Origin of the sequence: Streptomyces sp. NPDC050743, assembly GCF_044456925.1 — a bacterium.
In the GTDB taxonomy this organism is placed as follows: Bacteria; Actinomycetota; Actinomycetes; order Streptomycetales; family Streptomycetaceae; genus Streptomyces.
The window spans coordinates 151,421-168,819 of the sequence record NZ_JBITGJ010000011.1 but is presented as its reverse complement, the minus strand read 5'-3'; the positions used below and the strand labels follow the sequence as shown (position 1 = coordinate 168,819).

At 72.2% G+C, this 17,399-nt stretch carries 19 protein-coding genes, 1 tRNA gene and 3 pseudogenes; 11 read left to right on the top strand and 12 right to left on the bottom strand.

What is annotated here, in order from left to right:
* The first annotated feature begins 151 nt into the window (after positions 1–151).
* Complete coding sequence (locus ACIBJF_RS14865) at positions 152–943, top strand: acyltransferase domain-containing protein (RefSeq protein WP_399174101.1); 792 nt, start codon at positions 152–154, stop codon at positions 941–943.
* 60 nt (positions 944–1,003) lie between these two features.
* On the opposite strand, the gene ACIBJF_RS14860 is transcribed toward ACIBJF_RS14865, so the two are convergent.
* Positions 1,004–1,309, bottom strand: a complete 306-nt coding sequence (locus tag ACIBJF_RS14860; RefSeq protein WP_399174100.1) for a hypothetical protein — start codon at positions 1,307–1,309, stop codon at positions 1,004–1,006.
* A gap of 175 nt (positions 1,310–1,484) precedes the next feature.
* Here ACIBJF_RS14860 and ACIBJF_RS14855 point away from each other — a divergent pair, with 175 nt between their 5' ends.
* The gene (locus ACIBJF_RS14855; protein ID WP_356315111.1) at positions 1,485–1,850 is read left to right on the top strand and encodes a nuclear transport factor 2 family protein; all 366 of its coding nucleotides are present in this window, start codon (positions 1,485–1,487) and stop codon (positions 1,848–1,850) included.
* 49 nt (positions 1,851–1,899) lie between these two features.
* Here the strand turns inward: ACIBJF_RS14855 and ACIBJF_RS14850 are convergent, their stop codons facing one another.
* Positions 1,900–2,385 (bottom strand): MarR family winged helix-turn-helix transcriptional regulator, encoded by a 486-nt coding sequence (locus ACIBJF_RS14850; protein WP_399174115.1) that lies wholly within the window; start codon positions 2,383–2,385, stop codon positions 1,900–1,902.
* Between ACIBJF_RS14850 and ACIBJF_RS14845 the strand changes: the two are divergent.
* Positions 2,287–3,125 (top strand): annotated as a pseudogene (locus ACIBJF_RS14845) (bifunctional 5,10-methylenetetrahydrofolate dehydrogenase/5,10-methenyltetrahydrofolate cyclohydrolase). The gene ACIBJF_RS14850 and the pseudogene ACIBJF_RS14845 overlap by 99 nt on opposite strands.
* A 32-nt stretch (positions 3,126–3,157) precedes the next feature.
* On the opposite strand, the gene ACIBJF_RS14840 reads toward ACIBJF_RS14845, so the two are convergent.
* The 3 genes and pseudogenes from ACIBJF_RS14840 to ACIBJF_RS14830 all read right to left on the bottom strand — a co-directional run bounded on the left by ACIBJF_RS14840 (position 3,158) and on the right by ACIBJF_RS14830 (position 6,294).
* Positions 3,158–4,147, bottom strand: coding sequence for a CU044_5270 family protein (locus ACIBJF_RS14840; protein ID WP_399174099.1), 990 nt, complete (start codon positions 4,145–4,147; stop codon positions 3,158–3,160).
* Positions 4,148–4,388: 241 nt separating this feature from the next.
* Positions 4,389–4,901 (bottom strand): annotated as a pseudogene (locus ACIBJF_RS14835) (RNA polymerase sigma factor); the annotation flags it as partial.
* 172 nt (positions 4,902–5,073) lie between these two features.
* Entirely contained in the window at positions 5,074–6,294 is a 1,221-nt protein-coding gene (locus ACIBJF_RS14830; protein WP_399174098.1) for an RNA-guided endonuclease InsQ/TnpB family protein, read from the bottom strand.
* Between the two features lie 314 nt (positions 6,295–6,608).
* On the opposite strand from ACIBJF_RS14830, the gene ACIBJF_RS14825 reads away from it, so the two are divergent.
* Entirely contained in the window at positions 6,609–6,803 is a 195-nt protein-coding gene (locus tag ACIBJF_RS14825; protein WP_351808067.1) for a hypothetical protein, read from the top strand.
* Positions 6,804–6,849: 46 nt separating this feature from the next.
* Here the strand turns inward: ACIBJF_RS14825 and ACIBJF_RS14820 are convergent, their stop codons facing one another.
* The 3 genes from ACIBJF_RS14820 to ACIBJF_RS14810 form a co-directional block, all read right to left on the bottom strand.
* Positions 6,850–7,854: a Gfo/Idh/MocA family oxidoreductase gene (locus tag ACIBJF_RS14820; RefSeq protein ID WP_399174097.1), complete on the bottom strand. Its 1,005-nt coding sequence runs from the start codon at positions 7,852–7,854 to the stop codon at positions 6,850–6,852.
* A 71-nt stretch (positions 7,855–7,925) separates the two neighbouring features.
* On the bottom strand, positions 7,926–8,714 hold the full coding sequence (locus tag ACIBJF_RS14815; protein ID WP_399174096.1) for an SDR family oxidoreductase: 789 nt from the start codon (positions 8,712–8,714) through the stop codon (positions 7,926–7,928).
* A gap of 18 nt (positions 8,715–8,732) precedes the next feature.
* A complete protein-coding gene (locus tag ACIBJF_RS14810) occupies positions 8,733–9,899 on the bottom strand; it encodes a phytanoyl-CoA dioxygenase family protein (protein WP_399174114.1) in 1,167 nt (388 codons plus the stop codon).
* A gap of 193 nt (positions 9,900–10,092) precedes the next feature.
* Here ACIBJF_RS14810 and ACIBJF_RS14805 point away from each other — a divergent pair, with 193 nt between their 5' ends.
* Both ACIBJF_RS14805 and ACIBJF_RS14800 read left to right on the top strand, forming a co-directional pair.
* Positions 10,093–11,124, top strand: a complete 1,032-nt coding sequence (locus ACIBJF_RS14805; RefSeq protein WP_399174095.1) for a LacI family DNA-binding transcriptional regulator — start codon at positions 10,093–10,095, stop codon at positions 11,122–11,124.
* A 14-nt stretch (positions 11,125–11,138) separates the two neighbouring features.
* Positions 11,139–11,729 carry a poly-gamma-glutamate hydrolase family protein gene (locus tag ACIBJF_RS14800; RefSeq protein ID WP_399174094.1) on the top strand — a complete coding sequence of 197 codons (591 nt, stop codon included), beginning with the start codon at positions 11,139–11,141 and terminating at the stop codon, positions 11,727–11,729.
* 55 nt (positions 11,730–11,784) lie between these two features.
* On the opposite strand, the gene ACIBJF_RS14795 is transcribed toward ACIBJF_RS14800, so the two are convergent.
* The gene (locus ACIBJF_RS14795) at positions 11,785–12,129 is read right to left on the bottom strand and encodes a cupin domain-containing protein (protein WP_399174093.1); all 345 of its coding nucleotides are present in this window, start codon (positions 12,127–12,129) and stop codon (positions 11,785–11,787) included.
* Between the two features lie 129 nt (positions 12,130–12,258).
* On the opposite strand from ACIBJF_RS14795, the gene ACIBJF_RS14790 reads away from it, so the two are divergent.
* Positions 12,259–12,774, top strand: coding sequence for a hypothetical protein (locus ACIBJF_RS14790; protein ID WP_399174092.1), 516 nt, complete (start codon positions 12,259–12,261; stop codon positions 12,772–12,774).
* A 13-nt stretch (positions 12,775–12,787) separates the two neighbouring features.
* Here the strand turns inward: ACIBJF_RS14790 and ACIBJF_RS14785 are convergent, their stop codons facing one another.
* Positions 12,788–13,366 carry a TetR/AcrR family transcriptional regulator gene (locus ACIBJF_RS14785; protein WP_399174090.1) on the bottom strand — a complete coding sequence of 193 codons (579 nt, stop codon included), beginning with the start codon at positions 13,364–13,366 and terminating at the stop codon, positions 12,788–12,790.
* 194 nt (positions 13,367–13,560) lie between these two features.
* Here ACIBJF_RS14785 and ACIBJF_RS14780 point away from each other — a divergent pair, with 194 nt between their 5' ends.
* Positions 13,561–14,988 carry an MFS transporter gene (locus ACIBJF_RS14780; RefSeq protein ID WP_399174089.1) on the top strand — a complete coding sequence of 476 codons (1,428 nt, stop codon included), beginning with the start codon at positions 13,561–13,563 and terminating at the stop codon, positions 14,986–14,988.
* Between the two features lie 45 nt (positions 14,989–15,033).
* Positions 15,034–15,107: transfer RNA gene (locus ACIBJF_RS14775), tRNA-Pro, on the top strand.
* Positions 15,108–15,206: 99 nt separating this feature from the next.
* Here ACIBJF_RS14775 and ACIBJF_RS14770 read toward each other — a convergent pair.
* Complete coding sequence (locus tag ACIBJF_RS14770) at positions 15,207–15,704, bottom strand: tyrosine-type recombinase/integrase (protein WP_399174113.1); 498 nt, start codon at positions 15,702–15,704, stop codon at positions 15,207–15,209.
* Positions 15,641–16,198: a hypothetical protein gene (locus tag ACIBJF_RS14765; RefSeq protein WP_399174088.1), complete on the bottom strand. Its 558-nt coding sequence runs from the start codon at positions 16,196–16,198 to the stop codon at positions 15,641–15,643. Before ACIBJF_RS14765 ends, ACIBJF_RS14770 begins: the two co-directional genes overlap by 64 nt.
* A gap of 69 nt (positions 16,199–16,267) precedes the next feature.
* On the opposite strand from ACIBJF_RS14765, the gene ACIBJF_RS14760 reads away from it, so the two are divergent.
* Complete coding sequence (locus ACIBJF_RS14760; protein ID WP_399174087.1) at positions 16,268–16,837, top strand: DUF317 domain-containing protein; 570 nt, start codon at positions 16,268–16,270, stop codon at positions 16,835–16,837.
* Positions 16,798–17,200: pseudogene (locus ACIBJF_RS14755) on the top strand (prealbumin-like fold domain-containing protein); the annotation flags it as partial. The gene ACIBJF_RS14760 and the pseudogene ACIBJF_RS14755, both read left to right, overlap by 40 nt.
* Between the last annotated feature and the right edge of the window lie 199 nt (positions 17,201–17,399).

The window sequence follows — 17,399 nt, the reverse complement described above, 5'->3', positions numbered from 1 at the left end:
CCCGATGCGAACGGCGGGTTTCTTTGTAAGAAATGACTTGCTCTCGGGTAAGAATTTGACCGAATAACGTCATTCCATGATGGCAATCTTTTTGCAGGGTGCATGAGTTCGCCTGGTGTGTGTGTCAGCCCGGGCGTGCCTCAATGGGGGCATGCCCATCGAAGGCCGCCATGGACTTGTCGCATTCCTTTTCTCGGCCGGCGCCGCGCCCCGGCCCGGAACAGGACGGGAACTCGGGGAAGCGTTCCCGGTGTTCGCCGACGCGCTGGACGACATCTGCGGGCGCCTCGATCCGTATCTCGAACTCCCGTTGCAATCCGTGATGTTCGCGGATGACGGCACGCGTATGGCCGCACTGCTGGAGCGGGAGCCGTTCGCCGGGCCCGCGGTCTTCGCGCTCCAGGTGGCGCAGTACCGGTTGCTGACCAGCTGGGGCATCCTGCCGGACGTGGTGTTCGGACAGGCGGCCGGGCGGATGGCCGCCGCGTATGCCGCGGGCGTCTTCTCACTGGCGGACGCCTGCCACGCGGCCGGCACCCTGGCCCGGCTGCTGGGCGGCCGGGCGGAGCCGGAGCCGAACTCGGCGCGCCCGGACGGCGTCCTCGACGCCTACGGCCGCACCCTCGCCACCCTCCACCCGTGTGCGCCGCGCCTCCCCCTGGTGTCCGACGTCACCGCCCGGCCGGTGGGCGCGGAGACCGCCGAGCCGGAGTTCTGGGTGCGGCGCGCACCGCTGCGCTTCGCGGAAGCGGTGGGCCGGCTGCACCGCGACGGCGTCCGCACCTGGCTGGAGCTGGGCCCGGGCGACCGGCTCACCCGCCTGCTCCCGGAATGCCTCCCTGACCGCCTCCCGGGCGGTACGGCCTCGGCTTTCGCGCTGTCCCGCGACTGGGCGGCGCTGCGGTCGGGGCCGAGCACCGGCGCCGGGGCCGTAATGCGCTGAGGGCCGCCCCGCCGGGAACGGCCCTCGCGCACCTGCCCCGCGCCCTCGTGTCCGCGCGGCTCAGCCCTGGACGGCCGGCAGCAGGCCCGTCACGGGCGCCACGAGGTCGGTGAGCTGGTGCAGTTCGTTCAGCCGGTTCAGCCCGCTGACCTGGTTCAGCCCGCGCACCTGCTCGGAGACCCGGGGGACCTGCGCCCTGTGCGCGGCGGGGATGTCGCTGACGGTGAGCGAGTCGAGCACGGTCATGGGGTTGATCTGCCCGGTGTGCGGTGCGCTCCCGCCGGCCGCGTTCGCCAACGGTGCGGCAAGGCCCGTGACCCCCGCGGCGAGGCCGAGGACGGCGACGATACGTCGTGTTGAGATCATGCCCTCAGCAACGGTTCCGGACACCGTCCGGACACGGGCGGCGGCCCTCGCTCACTCGTGAGGCGGAGCCCTCCGTCTGCGCTTGCCGAGTCCGCCGGGCCGGGGGAGCCTCGAAGGGTGGGGGTCCGTGCGGCCCGCGCCCCGCCGGGCCGCGGGCGCCCGAAGGAGGTCACCCATGGGCACCGCGACAGGTTCCGCCTTCGACATCGAGACACTGCGCCGGGGTATAGAAGGGAACACGGGGAACACCCTTCTGTCGCTCTACGCCGACGACGCGGAGATCCGTATCGTCGACCGCAACAACCAGCCCAGCCACCCCACCGTCCTGCGCGGGCGGGGTCAGATCGCCGAGTTGCTGGACGACGTCTACAGCCGCGACATGACCCACAAGCTCGACCGGTGCGTCGTGCAGGGCGATCACGCCGCGTTCAGCGAGTCCTGCCAGTACGGGGACGGCACCCGCGTTCTCGCCGAGTCGATGATCACGTTGCGCGACGGCAAGATAGCCGACCAGTTGATCATCCAGGCGTGGGACGAGTAGGCACACCCCGGCATGACGGGCGCCGGAAGGAGATTCGCGACGGTCCGGGTCACCTCCCGGCTGACCTGGACCTTCTCGGCGCGAGCGAGCCTGGGGCGGCTGCCCCGGGCTCGCCCTCGACGGCCACGACCAGCTTCCGCAGCAGGTCCGCCAGTAAGCGCCGTTCTGTTTCGGTCAGCGCTGAGAGCAGCGCGTCTTCGCCCGCGTCCTCCCCTGCCGCGTGTGCCTCGAACGCGGCGTGGCCGGCCTCGGTGAGCCGGACCCGCACGCACCGGCGGTCACCGCTCTCCCGAGTACGCGTGATCAGCCCGGCCTCCTCGATCGGCCCCAGCCGTGCGGAGAGGGCACCCCGGGTCAGGCCCAGCCACTCGGCGAGCCCCGAGGGACCGCACTCGCACGGCGGCCCGCATCTGCGCAGCGTCAACAGCACCTTGTACTGCCAGTACTTCAGGCCGTCGGCGTCCAGCACCTCCCGGCGGGCCTGCGCCGTGTGCCGGGCGAGGATCATCAGCCGGGCGGCGATGGCCTCGCGCACCGGGTCCAGCCACTCCAGCTCGCGTGCCACCGCTGCCGCAAGGCGGGCATCCTCTCCCACGTGGCCCTGCCCGCCACCACGACCACCGATGAACTGGTGGGCACCCTACGCGAGTTGTCGGCCGACCCGGCGGTGCACGGCATCCTGCTCCAGCATCCGGTCGGCGACCACATCGACGAGCGCGCCGCGTTCGAGGCGATCGCGCCGGTGAAAGACGTCGACGGCGTCACCTTCGCCTCGTTCGCGACGATGAGCTTCGGCCTGCCGGGCTTCGTGTCCTGCACGCCCGGCGGCATCCTGCGGCTGCTGGACGAGTACGGCGTCGACCCCGCCGGACGGGGGTGCCCCCGCGCGAGCGAAGCCGAGCGTGGGGAAGGGCCGTGGTCGTGGGCCGCAGCGCGATTCTCGGCAAGCCGGTGGGCATGCTGCTGCCGGCCCGGGACGCGACCGTGACGCACTGCCACTCGCGGACGGCCGACCTGTCGGCTGCGGTTCGCGAGGCGGACCTCGTAGTCGCCGCCGTGGGCCGGCCGCGGCTGATCCGCGGGCAGGACATCAAGCCCAGCGCCGTCGTGATCGACGCGGGCTACAACCCGGGCAACGCCGGCGACGTCGACTTCGACTCCGTCGTGGAACGGGCCTCCCTGATCACGCCGGTGCCGGGCAGTGTCGGCCCGATGACGATCGCCACGCTGCTGGAGCAGACCGTGGCGGCCGCCGCCCGGCAGCTCGGCGCGTAGGGGTCGGCGCGTAGGGGTCGGCGCGCGGGAGGTCAGCGCATCCAGGCGCTGTAATCCATCACGTCCCCGGCCTTCACCCCGTACCGGGGATCGTCCCGGGGGAAGGTGGTCTCGAGACCGAGGACAGCGCCGGTGCGCGGATCGAGGATCAGCATGCGCCGCGCGCCCGGGGCGTCGTACGTGTACGCCTGCCCCGGACGCCCGAGCCGGTCCGTCACCTGCCCGGCGGGGTGCACGCCCTCGGCGTCCGCGAGGGTCCGCACCAGTGCGGCGGACTCCCGGGCACCGAGTGTCCAGTGGTCCAGCAACTCCTGGACGGCATCCAGGAGTTCGGATGTGGTCAGGGTGCCGGTGCCGGGGCGGGCCGCCTCGGCGAGGTAGGCCCGCAGGGCGGCCGGCTCGTGCGGGGGGCGCGCCTCGGGCGGGGCGTCACTCCAGCTCGGCGGGTAATCGGTCCGGCTCAGTACCTGTCCGTCCGCCACCAGATGGGACGCGGCGCCCTCGTCGGTGAGGACCGGGCGGCCGGGATGGCGCGGATCGGTCGCCACGACGAGTTCGGTGTGGCTGTCGTCCGCGTGCCACCGCACCACGCGCTCCTCGGGGAGGGTCACCGGCGGCCCGTCGTCGCTCATGCCGAGGCTCCAGGACTGCACATGGGTGCCCTTGCGCAGGCCCGGCGAACCGTCCGCGGCGGCCGCGGCGGCCAGTCGGGCCATCCGGTCCAGCGGTACGGCCGTGGAGTGGGCGCGCACGGCGAGCGGGCGTGGCGCGGCCACGGCGGGCTGGCCGCCCGGGCCGCCGAGCAACGCGGTGAGCGTGGTGGCCAGCACGACGGCGGTGGCGGCGAGGCCCCACCACAGCCGGGCGCGCGGAGTGCGGAGCCGCACGGGCCGGCCTTCGCCCTCGGCCAGCAGCAACTCCAGCCTCCGCTCGGCATGGTGGTCGAGCGGACCGTCACCGAAGTACGGGCCATGTGCCGGCACCGGGTCGGCACGGCGCAGGAGGTCGAGTTCGTCAGGCATGGCGGGGGTCCTTGCGCAGGGGTACGCGGACGGGGACGGCGGAAGCGGAAAACGACGAGCGCCCGCCGGATACGTGCTCCCCGGCGGCTGTGTCGTCACCGGTACGGGACTCAGAGGCCGAGGGCGTGCCGTCCCCGCTCGCCTCCGCCGACGGTGAGGCGGTCGTCGGCGTCACCGGGGACGTGCGGTGCCGGGACGGCGGCGCCTCGGGACGCGCGCGCTGCTCGGGCGGTGTTGCCCTTGCCGGCGCTGCCGGGCGCAGGCGGTCTACCTCGGCTCGCAGCCGGCGGCGGGCGCGGTGCAGGCGCATCGTCGCTGCGCGCCTGCCGCAGCCCAGGACGACAGCGATCTGCCCGGCGTCGAGCTCCTCCCAGGCCGCGAGGCGCAGTACCTCCTGGTCGGCCGGGGAGAGCCGGTCCAGGACCTCGTGCACCCAGGCGCCGGGCGCATCCGCGTCCGGGCTGTCCACGACGTGCCGGCCGTGCGCGGCCTCGTCGTTGCCCAGCCGGTCCACCAGCCGGCGCCGGCGCCCGTAGCCGCGTACCGCGTTGGCCAGGCAGTTGCGGGCCACCCCGTACAGCCAGGGCAGCGGCGCGTCCGGCAGGTCGCGCCGGCGCCGCCAGGCGGTCGTGAACACCTCCGCCACCACTTCCTCCACCTCGTCGGCCCGTCCGTGCAGTCGCCGCGCGACATAGCGGCTGACCGCCCAGTAGTGCTCGCGGTAGGCAGCGGCGAAGATCTCGTCGTTGCTCATGTTCCGTTCGTGTCCGGCACCGCCCGGATCGTCACACCCTTCTTCCGTGATGCTTCTCGCGTCGTCCGAGTGTGACCGGCGGACCGGGCACGGACACAGGCGGGGCTTGAAGGCTCCCCTCCCTGAAGGGAGGGGATGCGTCGCCCTCCAGGGCTGTGCGGGGATTTACGGCTCAGGCCGCCGCCGGAGCCGGCGGCTCGGGTGGTCTTACGCCCTCGGCACCGTCCGGGTTCCAACCTGCCCGGACCAGCATCACGCGGGCGGAGTTCTTGTCCCTGGGGGACACGGCCGCGCACGCGGTGCAGGTATACGTTCTCATCGACAGAGGCAGTGCGTGCTTGGTTCTCGCTCCGCACGTGGCACAGTCCATCGTGGTGTGCGCCGGGTGCACGAGACGGACGTCCCGCCCGTGCTTGCGGCCCATCTCGACCAGGGCACGCTTCGTCGCGGCGATGGCGGCATCGGCCGCCTTGCGGGCCATGGTGGTCTTCGCCAGGAACCTCGGCCGAAAGTCCTCCACCGCAACCCCGTCGTGGCCGCGCACCACACGCTTGGCCCACTTGCGGGCGGTGTCCTCCCGCCGCCTCGCGCTCTTCTTGTGCAGCTTCGCCGCCTGTGCTTGGGCCTTGCGGTAGCCGGCGGATGCGGGCTGTCCCTTGGGAGGCCGGCGCCGGGCCATCATACGCTGGTACCTCGCCAGCCGCTGCGCGGCCCGCTTGCCGTGCTCGGCATGCGGGAGATCGTAGGCGTCGTCGGTGGTGGTGGCGGTCTCCTTCACACCCCAGTCCACCCCGAGCACGCGCCCCGTCGGGGCGAGCGGTTCGCTCTGCGCGGGAACGACGAAGGACGCATACCAGTGGCCAAGGCTGTCCTGGTACACGCGCACACTGGACGGGTCCGCGGGCAGCTCCCGCGACCACACCACCCTCAGCACGATCCCGCCCGCAAGGTGCAGGCGGCCGTCCTTGAGGCGGAAACCGCGCCGGGTGTAGTTCAGGCTGCACCGCGCCTCCCGCTTCTTCTTCCAGCGGGGCATCCCGGCCCGGCGGTGCATGGGAAGCCGGTCCTTGATGTCCTTCAGCGCCTTGGCACGGGACTTGGCAAAGTCGCGTATCACCTGCTGCTGAGGCACCGACGCGCCCTCAGCCAGCCAGGGCGTCACCCCGCGTGCCTCGGTCAGCATCCTGTCCAACTGCCCCGGACCACGGGTCACCTTCTCGCCCGTCGCCCGGCTCTGCGCGTGCACCTGCTGGGACTTCGCGACGCACTCATTCCAGATCCACCGGCAGCGCGCCCACTCCGCTTCGAGTGCGCGCCGCGCGGCAGCCGACAGGCGCACACGGAAGGTGTACCGGGCATGCCCGGTGTCCTTCGTGGTCGCCTCTGTCGTCATACATCCGAACCTACCTGAGAGCACTGACAGTTGAGAGTTCTTGATCATGGTGGGCGACGTCACCGCCGTGCGGGGCGGACGCCGGACCGCCCTGACAGCGATCCGGCTATCCCTGCCCTGCTCCGCAGGAGTCCGATTCCTCCCCGGCCTGACGGCCGGGGCATCCTCGGAGGAACCCGGTGAACCGGGCTCCCGCCGGGGGCCCGGTTCCTGCGTAACGGCAATGGATTCGGCCCGAATCCGGCCGGGAACAACCGGGGGCACGCGGCCGTTGTCGGGACGACGGGGGATGCCCGCGCAGACGGGAGGACGAGATGACGAAGGCCAGTGAAGCCCGGGAGACCGCGCAGGACACCACCGACGCGGCGGTGCTCCGCCGCACCCGCTTCGGCTCGCTGCCCGAGCGGATACGCCCGGAGGACACGGTCGAGACCAAGCCGGCCACGGTGCCGGACCCGGCGCGGGACACGTACAACCCGGACGAGTGGCTGATCCGCTACTGCGGCTGAGACACGGATACGGCGCCGGGCGCATGCCCGGCGCCGTCCGGTCGCCTCACGCCTGCCGCACCTCGGCGATGGTCACCGGCCGGTGCTCGTGCAGCGACAGGGTGCAGGCCTCCGCGATCCAGCCCGCCTCCAGGGCGTCCTCGACGGTGCAGGGGGAGGGGCGGGTGCCGGCCACGACCTCGGTGAACGCGGTGAGTTCGGCGCGGTAGGCGTCGGTGAAGCGGTCCATGAAGAAGTCGTGCGGGGTGCCGGACGGGAAGGTCACGCCCGGTTCGACCGAGCGCAGCGGGAGCTTGTCGTCCAGGCCGACGGCGATGGAGTCGGTGAAGCCGTGGAGCTCCATGCGTACGTCGTAACCCCGGGCGTTGTGGCGGGAGTTGGAGACCACCGCGATGGTGCCGTCGTCCAGGGTGAGGATCGCGCCGGTGGTGTCGGCGTCGCCCGCCGCCGCGATGTAGTCGGCGCCCCGGTTGCCGCCGACCGCGTACACCTCGGCGACCTCGCGGCCCGTCACCCAGCGGATGATGTCGAAGTCGTGCACGGAGCAGTCCCGGAAGATGCCGCCCGACGTGGCGATGTACGCGGCAGGCGGCGGCGCCGGGTCCAGGGTCGTGGAGCGGACCGTGTGCAGCTTGCCCAGCTCGCCCGCCTGTACGGCGGCGCGCGCGGCGGTGAAGCCCGCGTCGAAGCGGCGGTTGTAGCCGATCTGGATCGGCACGTCGCTGTCGCGCACGGCCTTCAGCACCTCCACGCCCTCGCTCATCGTCTTCGCGACGGGCTTTTCGCAGAAGACCGGGACCCCGGCCTCGACGCCGGCCAGGATCAGGGCGGGGTGGGCGTCGGTCGCGGCGGCCACCACGATGCCGTCCACGCCCGCGGCCAGCAGCGCCTCCGGCGAGTCCACGACCTCGGCGCCGAACCGCTCGGCGGCGGCCTTGGCGGCGTCCGCGAACGGGTCGGTGACGACGAGCGACTCGACGGCGTCGAGTCCGGAGAGGGTCTCGGCGTGGAAGGCGCCGATGCGGCCGAGGCCGAGGATTCCGATGCGCATGGGGATGACGCTCCTTGCGGTTCTTACGGGGACGAGCGGAGAGGGAGGTCGAGACGGGCGGAGGGGGAGGTTCAGTCGAGGCCGCCGAGGACGTTCTGGTCCCAGTCGATCACCGACCCCGTGACCACCCCCGACCGGTCGGACAGCAGGAAGACCACGAAGTCGGCGATCTCCCCCGGTTGGCCCAGCTTGCCCATCGGCAGCTTCGCCGCGGCCTGCTCGCGCCAGTCGTCGCCGGCGCCGTGGAAGGCGCGCTGGGTGGCGTCCTCGCCCTCCGTCGCGGTCCAGCCGATGTTCAGGCCGTTGATCCGGATCCGGTCCCAGCGGTGGGCGTGCGCCGCGTTGCGGGTCAGGCCGGCAAGGCCCGCCTTGGCGGCGACGTACGGCGCGAGGAACGGCTGACCGCCGTGCGCCGACGAGGTGATGATGTTGACGATCGTGCCGGGCGCCTTGCGGGCCACCATGTCGGCGACCGCCGCCTGCATCGCGAAGAACGGCCCCTTGAGGTTGATCGCGATGTGCGCGTCGAACAGCTCCGGGGTCGTGTCCAGCAGCGTGCCCCGGGAGGTCAGCCCGGCGGAGTTCACCAGGCAGTCGATGCGGCCGTAGGCGTCCACCACCTCGGCGACGGCCGCCTTGGCCTGCTCGGCGTCCGCCAGATCGGCGCGCACGAACATCGCCTTGGCTCCGGCGGAGGCCAGTTCGGCGACCAGCGCCTCGCCTGGCTGCGCACGCCGGCCGGTGACCGCCACGACGGCGCCCTCCCGGGCGGCCGCCCGCGCGATCGCGGCCCCGACGCCCTGGCTGCCGCCGTTGACCAGGACGATCTTCTCCCGGAGGAGTCCGTCGGTAAGTCCCATGATCTGCCCCGCCCTTCCTTAGCTCTGGCGTCGTTCGGCAGCGGTCCGCAGCTCCGCACGCAGCCGCTCCGGGGCCCACTCCTCGCGCACCGCCCGCCGCAGCAGGTCCGCCTGCGCCGGCGGGGCCAGACCGTCGACCGGCGGGTCGCTGTCCAGGTTGGTCGGGAAGGGATAGCCCTCGGCGCTCGCCGCGATCACGTTCTCCAGCCACTCCTCGCCGGCGCCCTCGCCCGCCCGCCGCAGCAGCACCGGGAACACCGCGTTCGCCACCGCCTCCCGGTCCACCGTCTCCATCGCGCGCCCGAAGGCCGAGGACACCTGGAGCAGATTTGCCGTGCGCCGCACGTCCGCCGTGCGGTTGGTGCCGGCGGCGTGGAAGAGCGCCGGATTGAAGAAGGCCGCGTCGCCCTTGGCGAGCGGGAGCTGTACGTGGTGCGCCTCGAAGTACGCCCGGAACGCGGGGAGCCGCCAGGCCAGATAGCCCGGCTCGTACCGCTGCGAGTACGGCAGATAGAGCGTCGGGCCCGATTCCAGCGGCATGTCGCAGTGGGCGACCGCGCCCTGGAGGGTGAGCACCGGGGAGAGCCGGTGCACATGGGCCGGATAGGCGGCAGCGGCCGCGTTGCTCAGGAAGCCGAGGTGGTAGTCCCGGTGCGCGGTCTGCCCCGCGCCGCCCGGGTTGACCACGTTGACCTGCGAGGTCACCTGGTAGCCGGGCCCCAGCCAGGCCGAGCAGACCAGGGCCAGGACGTCGTTCGCGTAGTAGTCCGCGAACCCCTCCGGGTCGTACAGGGCCGTCTTCTCCAGCGCGTTCCACACCCGGTCGTTGGCACCCGGCTGTGCGAAGTGGTCGCCGGCGGTGGCCCCGGAGGCCCGCTGCTCGGCGATCAGCGCCTCGAACACGGCCGTGACCCGGTCGACGACCGCCGGGTCGGGGTAGGCACTCTGGACGACGACGATGCCGGGGCCGTCGGCGAGCGCCTGCACCAGCTCGGCGCGCAGCTCGTCCCGGTCCTCGGCGGCGCGCAGCCGCTCACCCTCGTACACCAGGACGTTCTCCGCCACCGAGGCGGCATGCGGGTAGTCCGCGAGGCGGGTCGTCCGGTCGATCAGGGCGCGGAAGGCGTCCAGGTCGCAGTCCTGCTCGGACAGCCAGGCATGCCCTGGCGCGGAGGCGACGGACATCGGTGTCCTTTCGGTCATGGCCTTGCGGCTCGGTCCTGGCCCGGCGGCCCGGGGTCGACGATCACGGGCCTCGATCACGGCCCTCGATCACGGCTTTCGGTCACGGCGGCGACGCGGCCCTGTCATTCTTGTCATGACAAACCCCTCGAACAACCAGCAGCCAGCCATCAAAAACCCCTCAAGGAGTCGGCCCATGGGTCACCCCTTCCCGATCCGGGAGATCGCACGTCAGGCGGGTCTGAGCGAGGCCACGGTGGACCGTGTGCTCAACGGCAGGGGAGGGGTGCGCGAGAGCACCGCGCAGGAGGTGCGCCGGGCGATCGCCGACCTCGACCGGCAGCGCACCCAGGTGCGGCTGGTCGGCCGTACCTTCATGGTCGACATCGTGGTGCAGGCGCCGGAACGGTTCAGCACCGCCGTACGGGCCGCGCTGGAGGCCGAACTGCCCTCCCTGCACCCGGCCGTGGTGCGCTCACGCTTCCACTTCCGCGAGACCGGCCCGGCCGCCGAGCAGGTCAGGACGCTGGACCGGATCGCCCGGCGCGGCTCCCAGGGCGTGATTCTCAAGGCGCCGGACGTCCCCGAGGTCACCGCCGCCGTGGGCCGGCTCACCGCGGCCGGCATACCGGTCGTCACGCTGGTCACCGACCTGCCCGCCAGCGGCCGGATCGGCTATGTCGGCAGTGACAACCGGGCCGCCGGCGCCACCGCCGCCTATTTGACGGGCCAGTGGCTCGGCGACCGGCCCGGCCATGTCCTCACCAGTCTGAGCAGCGGCTTCTTCCGCAACGAGGAGGAGCGCGAGATGGGGTTCCGGAGCGTGATGCGGGCCCGGCATCCCGAGCGCACCCTGGTGGAGATCGCCGAGGGACAGGGCCTGGACGCCACCCAGTACGACCTGGTCCGCGCCGCCCTGGAACGCGACCCGGAGATCCGGGCCGTGTACTCCATCGGCGGCGGCAACGACGCCACCCTGCGCGCCTTCGCCGACCTCGGCCGCGCCTGCGCGGTGTTCATCGCCCACGACCTCGACCACGACAACACCCGGCTGCTGCGCGAGCACAAGCTGTCCGCCGTGCTCCACCACGACCTGCGCCAGGACATGCGGGAGGCCTGCCACCTCGTGATGCGGGCGCACGGCGCGCTGCCTCCGGCCGGCCCGGCGCTGCCGTCCGCGATCCAGGTCGTCACGCCGTACAACATGCCCGCGCCGACGGCCGAGTGAAGGGGGCGGTCCGGTTGACCAGCACCGAGCACGTGGAGATCGAGGGCACACCCATGGTCGCGACCCTCGTGCCGGGCAGCGAGATCGGGCTGCTGGCCCTGCACGGCAGCAACGAAGGGGGTACGGCCGAGCTCGCGGACCTGGTGGCCCGCCGCTGCGGCGCCACCAGCCTCGTCTTCACCCAGCCGGGAGTACGGCGGCCCGTGCACATCCCGTCCGCGCGCATGGCGGCCGACCACTGCGCGCTTCTGCGGGAGTTCCTGGAGCGGGTCTTCGTCACGGTCTCCCTGCACGGCCACATGCGCCCCGACGCCCCGCACACGATCTTCCTGGGCGGGGGCAACCGGGCCGCGGCCCGCGTCCTCGCCGAGGCGCTCGCCGCCGGGGTCCCGCGGTTCCCGGCCGTCACCGACCTGGCGGCGATCCCGCCCGCCCTGCGCGGCGTGCACCCCAGGAACCCGGTCAACCTCAGCCGCCTGGGCGGGGTCCAGGTGGAGCTGCCGCTGACGGCCCGCACGAGCGGGAGCACCGACGTCCCGCCGGGGCCGGTGGCCGACGCGCTGACGGCGGGCGTGAAGGAGCTGATGAGCAGAGCAGCGCCCTGAGCTGTCGCGCCCCACAGGGGCGCGGGGAACCGCGCGAGCCCGACCGCGCTCGGTCTCAGAGGCTGATCGCGTAAGCCTTGCGCAGCGTCTCGTGCACGGTCCACGTCGTACGGTCGCCCGCGCGCAGCACCGCCATGTCGCCCGGCCCCACCGTCAGCGTCGGCCCGTCCTGGACCTCGATCGTCGCCGAACCGCTGATCACGACGAACAGCTCGTCCGCCTCCGTGTCGGTGACCACGCCCGGCGTGATCTGCCAGATCCCGCGGATCTGCCGGCCGTCCGGCGACTGCCAGACCACCTTCCCGGTGACCTCCGGGTCACCGGAGACGATCTGTTCCGGGTCGAGGGGCTCGGGTTCGAGGCCGGCGTCGGGGATGTGGAGCGCGAAGCTGTGGGTCATGCGGCGAGCCTAGACAGCGCCGGGCCGTGCCGGAGCCGACAGTGTGTGGGGCATCGGGGCCGGTGGGAGGACAGTTCGTCGGTACGCGCGGACTGGCGGTGCGCCGTGGCACGGGTGATCGTGGGAGGCATGGCTGAGTCCCCGGCGGCCGGCCCGGCACCGCCCCGGCGGCACGACACCCGTGAGGCCGTCCTGTTCGGCGGCGTGTACGGCGCGGTCCTCGCCAGCTCGATGGTGGCGGCGCTCACCCAGTACGGCCGTACGACCGCCGCCGGCCGCCGCTACGACGCCGTGTGGCTCCTGGTGACCGCTTTCGCCTCCGCCCTCGCGCACGGCTACGCCCACTACATCGCCGAACGCGCCCCGCACCGCCGTTGGGACGTGCTGCGCACGCTGCAAGACGAGTGGCCGCTGGTCACGGCCGTGCTGCCCACGGTCTTCCTGCTCGCGGGCGCGGGCTGGGGCTGGTGGTCGCCGAACGGCGTCCAATACCCGGCGTTCGCCCTCAACATCGTGATTCTCTTCGTCCTCGGCCTGATCACCGCCCGCTGGTCGGCCCGGAGTTGGCCCATGGCGGTCCTCATGGGCGCCGGGGACGCTTTGCTCGGGGTGATCGTGGTGGTGGCGAACGCGCTCATCAAGTAGGCGGTGCCCGGCCTCAGCGGCCGGTGCGCACCCCGTCCAGCGCGATCGCGAGCACCCGGTCGCGCTGGGTGTCGTCGTCGAACGCCGTGGCCGTGATGCCGGCGACCATCCGCAGCAGGTCGACGAAGTCCATGTCCGACCGGGCCACGCCCGCCCGCTGGGCGCGCTCCAGCAGCGGGCCTCCGGCGGCGTGCATCGAGTCGCGGCAGGTCTGGAAGATCTCCGACTCGTCGTTCAGCGCCTCGCGCACCGCGCGCTTGGTGACCATGTAGCCGGCGAACCGGTCCAGCCACGCCGTCAGGGCCTCCCACGGCTGCAGATCGGCGACCTCCTCGGCCGCCCGGCACAGGGCGTTGACCTCGTCGGCGTAGACGCTCTCGAAGAGGTCTCGGCGGGTGGGGAAGTTCCGGTACAGCGTGCCGATGCCGACGCCCGCCCGGCGGGCGATGTCCTCCAGCGAGGCGTCCGAGCCGTGCTCGGCGAATGCCTCGCGGGCTGCGGCGAGCAGGGCGTCGTAGTTGCGGGCGGCGTCCTTTCGGTGCGGCCGGCGAGCCGCCACGATCTGGCCGATGGGGAACGGCGTGGCCGTCACTGCTGCCTCCCAGGGGGAATCGATGAACCGGAGGAATGCATCCGGTTCAGGTTGAACCGGAGGTGTGCCTCCGATAGAGTGGAGGTGCACCTCCACTTTAGCAGTGCGGGGGCCGACTCCGCCTTGGCAGACGTGCCGGCAGCAGATGCCCCCCTTCTCCCATCCACAGCGCTCCCCCTCGGAGAGGCTCGCTCATGCCCCGCAAGTCCACTCGTCTCACCTTCGCGGTCCTCGCGACCGGTGCGGGCGTGTTCTCCATGCTCCAGTCGCTGATCGCACCGGCCCTGCCGACCGTCCAGCACGCCCTGCACACCTCCCAGTCGACCGCGACCTGGGTGATGACCGCCTACCTGCTGTCCGCCTCGGTCTTCACCCCGATCCTCGGCCGGGTCGGCGACCTCGTCGGCAAGAAGCGCACGCTCGTCGGCGTCCTGCTCGCCGTCCTGGCCGGCTGCCTCGTCGCCGCGCTCGCCCCGAACATCGGTGTCCTCATCGTCGCCCGGGTCGTCCAGGGCGTCGGCGGCGCCCTGTTCCCGCTGTCCTTCGGCATCATCCGCGACGAGTTCGCGCCCGGTGAGGTGAGCGGCAGCATCAGCAACCTCTCCGCGGTCATCGCCGCGGGCGGCGGAGTCGGCATCGTGGCCGCCGGACCGATCGTCTCCGCACTCGACTACCGCTGGCTCTTCTGGATCCCCGTGGCGATCGTCGCCGCGACGGTCCTGATCGCCGTGGCGTACGTCCCCGAGTCGCCCAAGCGGGCCCAGGGGAAGGTCAGTTGGTACGGCGCCACACTGCTCTCCGCATGGCTGGTGGCCCTGCTGCTGCCGCTGAGCCAGGCCGGGAAGTGGGGCTGGGGCTCGCCGAAGGTGCTCGGCCTGTTCGCCGCCGCCGTCGTGCTGTTCGCCCTGTGGCTCACGGCCGAGGCCCGCTCGCGCACCCCGCTGATCGACCTGCGCGTGATGCGGCTGCCCGCGGTGTGGACCACCAACGCCGCCGCCCTGCTCTTCGGCGCGGGCATGTACGCCATCTGGTCCTTCCTGCCGGGCTTCGTCCAGACCCCGTCCACGGCCGGCTACGGCTTCGGGGCGAGCGTCACCGCCTCCGGCCTCCTCATGCTCCCGATGCTGCTGGCGATGTTCCTCTCCGGTGTCCTCTCGGGCCGTCTCGAGCCCCGCGTCGGCGCCAAGGCGCTCCTGACCGCGGGTGCCGCCCTCGGCGCGCTGGCCTGCGGCTTCCTCACCCTCTGGCACGACGCCCAGTGGCAGGTCGCCGTCGTGGCCGGGCTGTTCGGCCTCGGCATCGGACTGGCCTTCGCCTCCATGGCCAACCTCATCGTCGGCAGCGTCCCGCCCGAGCAGACCGGCGCCGCGACCGGCATGAACGCCAACATCCGCACCATCGGCGGCTCCATCGGCGCCGCGCTCACCAGCGTCCTGGTCACCGGAAGCCTCCAGCCCTCGGGCCTGCCCTACGCCTCCGGCTACACCCACGGCTGGGCCCTGCTCGCCCTCCTCTGCCTGGCCGCGACCGGCGCCGCTCTCCTCGTCCCGGCCCGCCGCCAGAGCGGTACGACGGCCACCGCCACGTCGGCGGCGACACGAGCACCCGCTCAGGTGCGGTAGGGTTGACCTGCGTGATCACACGGGACACCCCGGGTGAGACCGCAACGGGACGTGGCGCAGCTTGGTAGCGCACTTGACTGGGGGTCAAGGGGTCGCAGGTTCAAATCCTGTCGTCCCGACTGGGGACAGTCGCAGGTCAGGGCCGGTTTCGGAGGCATCCGAAACCGGCCCTTGATCATTCTTGGGGACCATTTGGGGACCGGCGTCCTTGACCGAGGTCAGCGGGTCACGACGATCGGGCTTGGCAGCGAGCGCGGCGCGCGCAACACGCTGAAGTGCGCGGATAGCGCCGCCCTCGCGGCCGTGATCTTGTGTACGTCCGGGTGCAGGTAGCGCTGGGTGGTGGTCAGGGACCCGTGGCCGGCGATCCTGCGTAGGACGTGTACTTGGACTCCGGCGTCGGCAAACCAGGTCAGTCCGGTGTGTCGGAGGTCGTGGCGGCGCAGGTGCTCGTAGCCGAGCTTGGTGACCACGTCGTCCCAGTGCGTGGCGTCGCGCAGGACGGCGGTGGAGATGCGTCCGCCGCGCGGGCCGGTGAACAGGCGGGCGTCGGGATTGGGGCCGGCAGACAGGATGCGCTGGGCGACGAGGGGGCGGATCTCCTCGATGATGGGAACCTTGCGGGCCCGCTTGCCCTTGGTGCCCTTGTCGGTCAGCCCGCCGGGCGCGGGTGTGGTCTGACGCCGCACGGTCCAGATCCACTGGGTGGTGTTGATGTCTCCGACGCGGCAGCCTGAGATTTCACCGATCCGTGCGGCGGTGCACGCGGCGAAGATGACCACGTCTCCCCAGCCGCGGTACTGGTCGTGGGAGGCGGCCACGAGCGCGTCGGCCAGCTGGACGAGGGTCTCCCAGTCGGGCAGGGCCAGCGCGCGTGGGCGAGGAGTTCGTCCTCGGCCTGCTTGTAGAGTTTCTGCCAGCCGGTCACCCGGGCGGGGTTGACCTTGATGATGCCGTCACGGACTGCCTGCTCCATGACGCGGACCAGGACGGCGATGGTGTTCTTCACCGTCGAGCGGCTGTGCTCGTCGGCGATCCAGTTCTGCACCGTGCGGTCGACGACGCCGTTGGTGATCATTCGCACCGCGAGGTGGCCCAGGGCGGGGACCACGCGCATCCGCCACCCCGACAGGTAGGGGTCCAGCGTTTTCAACTCCAGGCCGCGCAGGGCGAGGTCCATGTTCGCTTCGCCGTATTCGGCGAGCTTCATGGTGGCCCAGGGCGCGAGCGTTCTCGGTTGGCGAGATGAGCGGACAGACGGGCTTGTTCATGTTCGCGTGTGTCCGCCCGAAGAAGCGTTGATACGTGCCAAGTTGTCTCACGTTGCGCTTGGGGGCCGGTCGGAGAACGGCTTCCTCTGGGCTCACACGTCCCAGTCTCCAGGTGTCCACGATCAAGGGGGAGCTTCACGCCGCTGCTCACCCGCGGCTGGAGCCACGCCGTCAAGACCGACGGCACACAGACCTTCCTCACCCCGGAAGGACTCGGCGGTGTACGCCACCGCTACGCCACCAGCGGCTCCAGCGGGCCGGCCTGGCGGACCTGGGGCGGGTACCCCAGCGAGCCGCACTGGAGAGCACGCTTCTCGTTTGGCACGCCCACCACGCTCGTCGCGGCCTTCACCGCCTCGCTCATCTCCACCGAACCACTACAGCGCACCGTCCAGGATGTCCCCGTCCACACCCGCCGCGCCCTCTACGTCGCCACCCCGAAGGCAAGCAGCCGCACGGCAACACGCCTGTCGCCCCGCCACATCCCGCCCCGGTCTCTGGCCGCACCCGATGACCTACCCAAGGAGTCCTCCTCCTCGTGCACGCACGATTCGTCCGATCCGCCGCCGTTGCCGTAGCGGTGACTTGCACCCTCACCTGGGCGCCGGCCGCGAGCGCCCAGCCCTCCGAACCGCCCCCCTCGGCGCCTGCCGCCCCCGCTGAGACACCGGCCCAGGACGCGGGCAGCGTAGAGATCACCACCAAGGACACGGCCGGGGACGCGCTCCCCGACGCCGCGTTCCTGCTGCTCGACTCCGGCGGCGCAGAAGCCGGACGTGGGAAGACCGACGCACAGGGGAAGCTGACCTTCTCCGACCTTGCGCCGGGCGTCTATCGCCTTAAAGAAGTCTCCAGCGGCAGCGCCCTGCACGACACCGTCGATGACCAGGACGTGATCGTCACTCCGGGCGCCGCCACCCCGGCTCACGATCGTCGACCCGGCGGCAGACGGGCGTCCCGTGGCCCGCCCGGGACAGGCGGACCACGGGATCGCTCGGAAGAAGGAGGCGATGATCCTCGCCTCCGCGTGATCAGGCTTCGATGCCAGGCAGCCCCACGGGCGGGCCGAGCCGGCATGGTGGCCGGCATCGATCTGAGGGCCGCGCCGCGGAAGCAGGCCGGACGCCGACGCCGCATGCG

Bases quoted from the DNA above. Each gene is read 5' to 3' on its own strand.
- ACIBJF_RS14865 (WP_399174101.1), top strand. From the start codon at position 152: ATGCCCATCGAAGGCCGCCATGGACTTGTCGCATTCCTTTTCTCGGCC.
- ACIBJF_RS14860 (WP_399174100.1), bottom strand. From the start codon at position 1,309: ATGATCTCAACACGACGTATCGTCGCCGTCCTCGGCCTCGCCGCGGGG.
- ACIBJF_RS14855 (WP_356315111.1), top strand. From the start codon at position 1,485: ATGGGCACCGCGACAGGTTCCGCCTTCGACATCGAGACACTGCGCCGG.
- ACIBJF_RS14840 (WP_399174099.1), bottom strand. From the start codon at position 4,147: ATGCCTGACGAACTCGACCTCCTGCGCCGTGCCGACCCGGTGCCGGCA.
- ACIBJF_RS14830 (WP_399174098.1), bottom strand. From the start codon at position 6,294: ATGACGACAGAGGCGACCACGAAGGACACCGGGCATGCCCGGTACACC.
- ACIBJF_RS14825 (WP_351808067.1), top strand. From the start codon at position 6,609: ATGACGAAGGCCAGTGAAGCCCGGGAGACCGCGCAGGACACCACCGAC.
- ACIBJF_RS14820 (WP_399174097.1), bottom strand. From the start codon at position 7,854: ATGCGCATCGGAATCCTCGGCCTCGGCCGCATCGGCGCCTTCCACGCC.
- ACIBJF_RS14815 (WP_399174096.1), bottom strand. From the start codon at position 8,714: ATGGGACTTACCGACGGACTCCTCCGGGAGAAGATCGTCCTGGTCAAC.
- ACIBJF_RS14810 (WP_399174114.1), bottom strand. From the start codon at position 9,899: ATGTCCGTCGCCTCCGCGCCAGGGCATGCCTGGCTGTCCGAGCAGGAC.
- ACIBJF_RS14805 (WP_399174095.1), top strand. From the start codon at position 10,093: ATGGGTCACCCCTTCCCGATCCGGGAGATCGCACGTCAGGCGGGTCTG.
- ACIBJF_RS14795 (WP_399174093.1), bottom strand. From the start codon at position 12,129: ATGACCCACAGCTTCGCGCTCCACATCCCCGACGCCGGCCTCGAACCC.
- ACIBJF_RS14790 (WP_399174092.1), top strand. From the start codon at position 12,259: ATGGCTGAGTCCCCGGCGGCCGGCCCGGCACCGCCCCGGCGGCACGAC.
- ACIBJF_RS14780 (WP_399174089.1), top strand. From the start codon at position 13,561: ATGCCCCGCAAGTCCACTCGTCTCACCTTCGCGGTCCTCGCGACCGGT.
- ACIBJF_RS14765 (WP_399174088.1), bottom strand. From the start codon at position 16,198: ATGAAGCTCGCCGAATACGGCGAAGCGAACATGGACCTCGCCCTGCGC.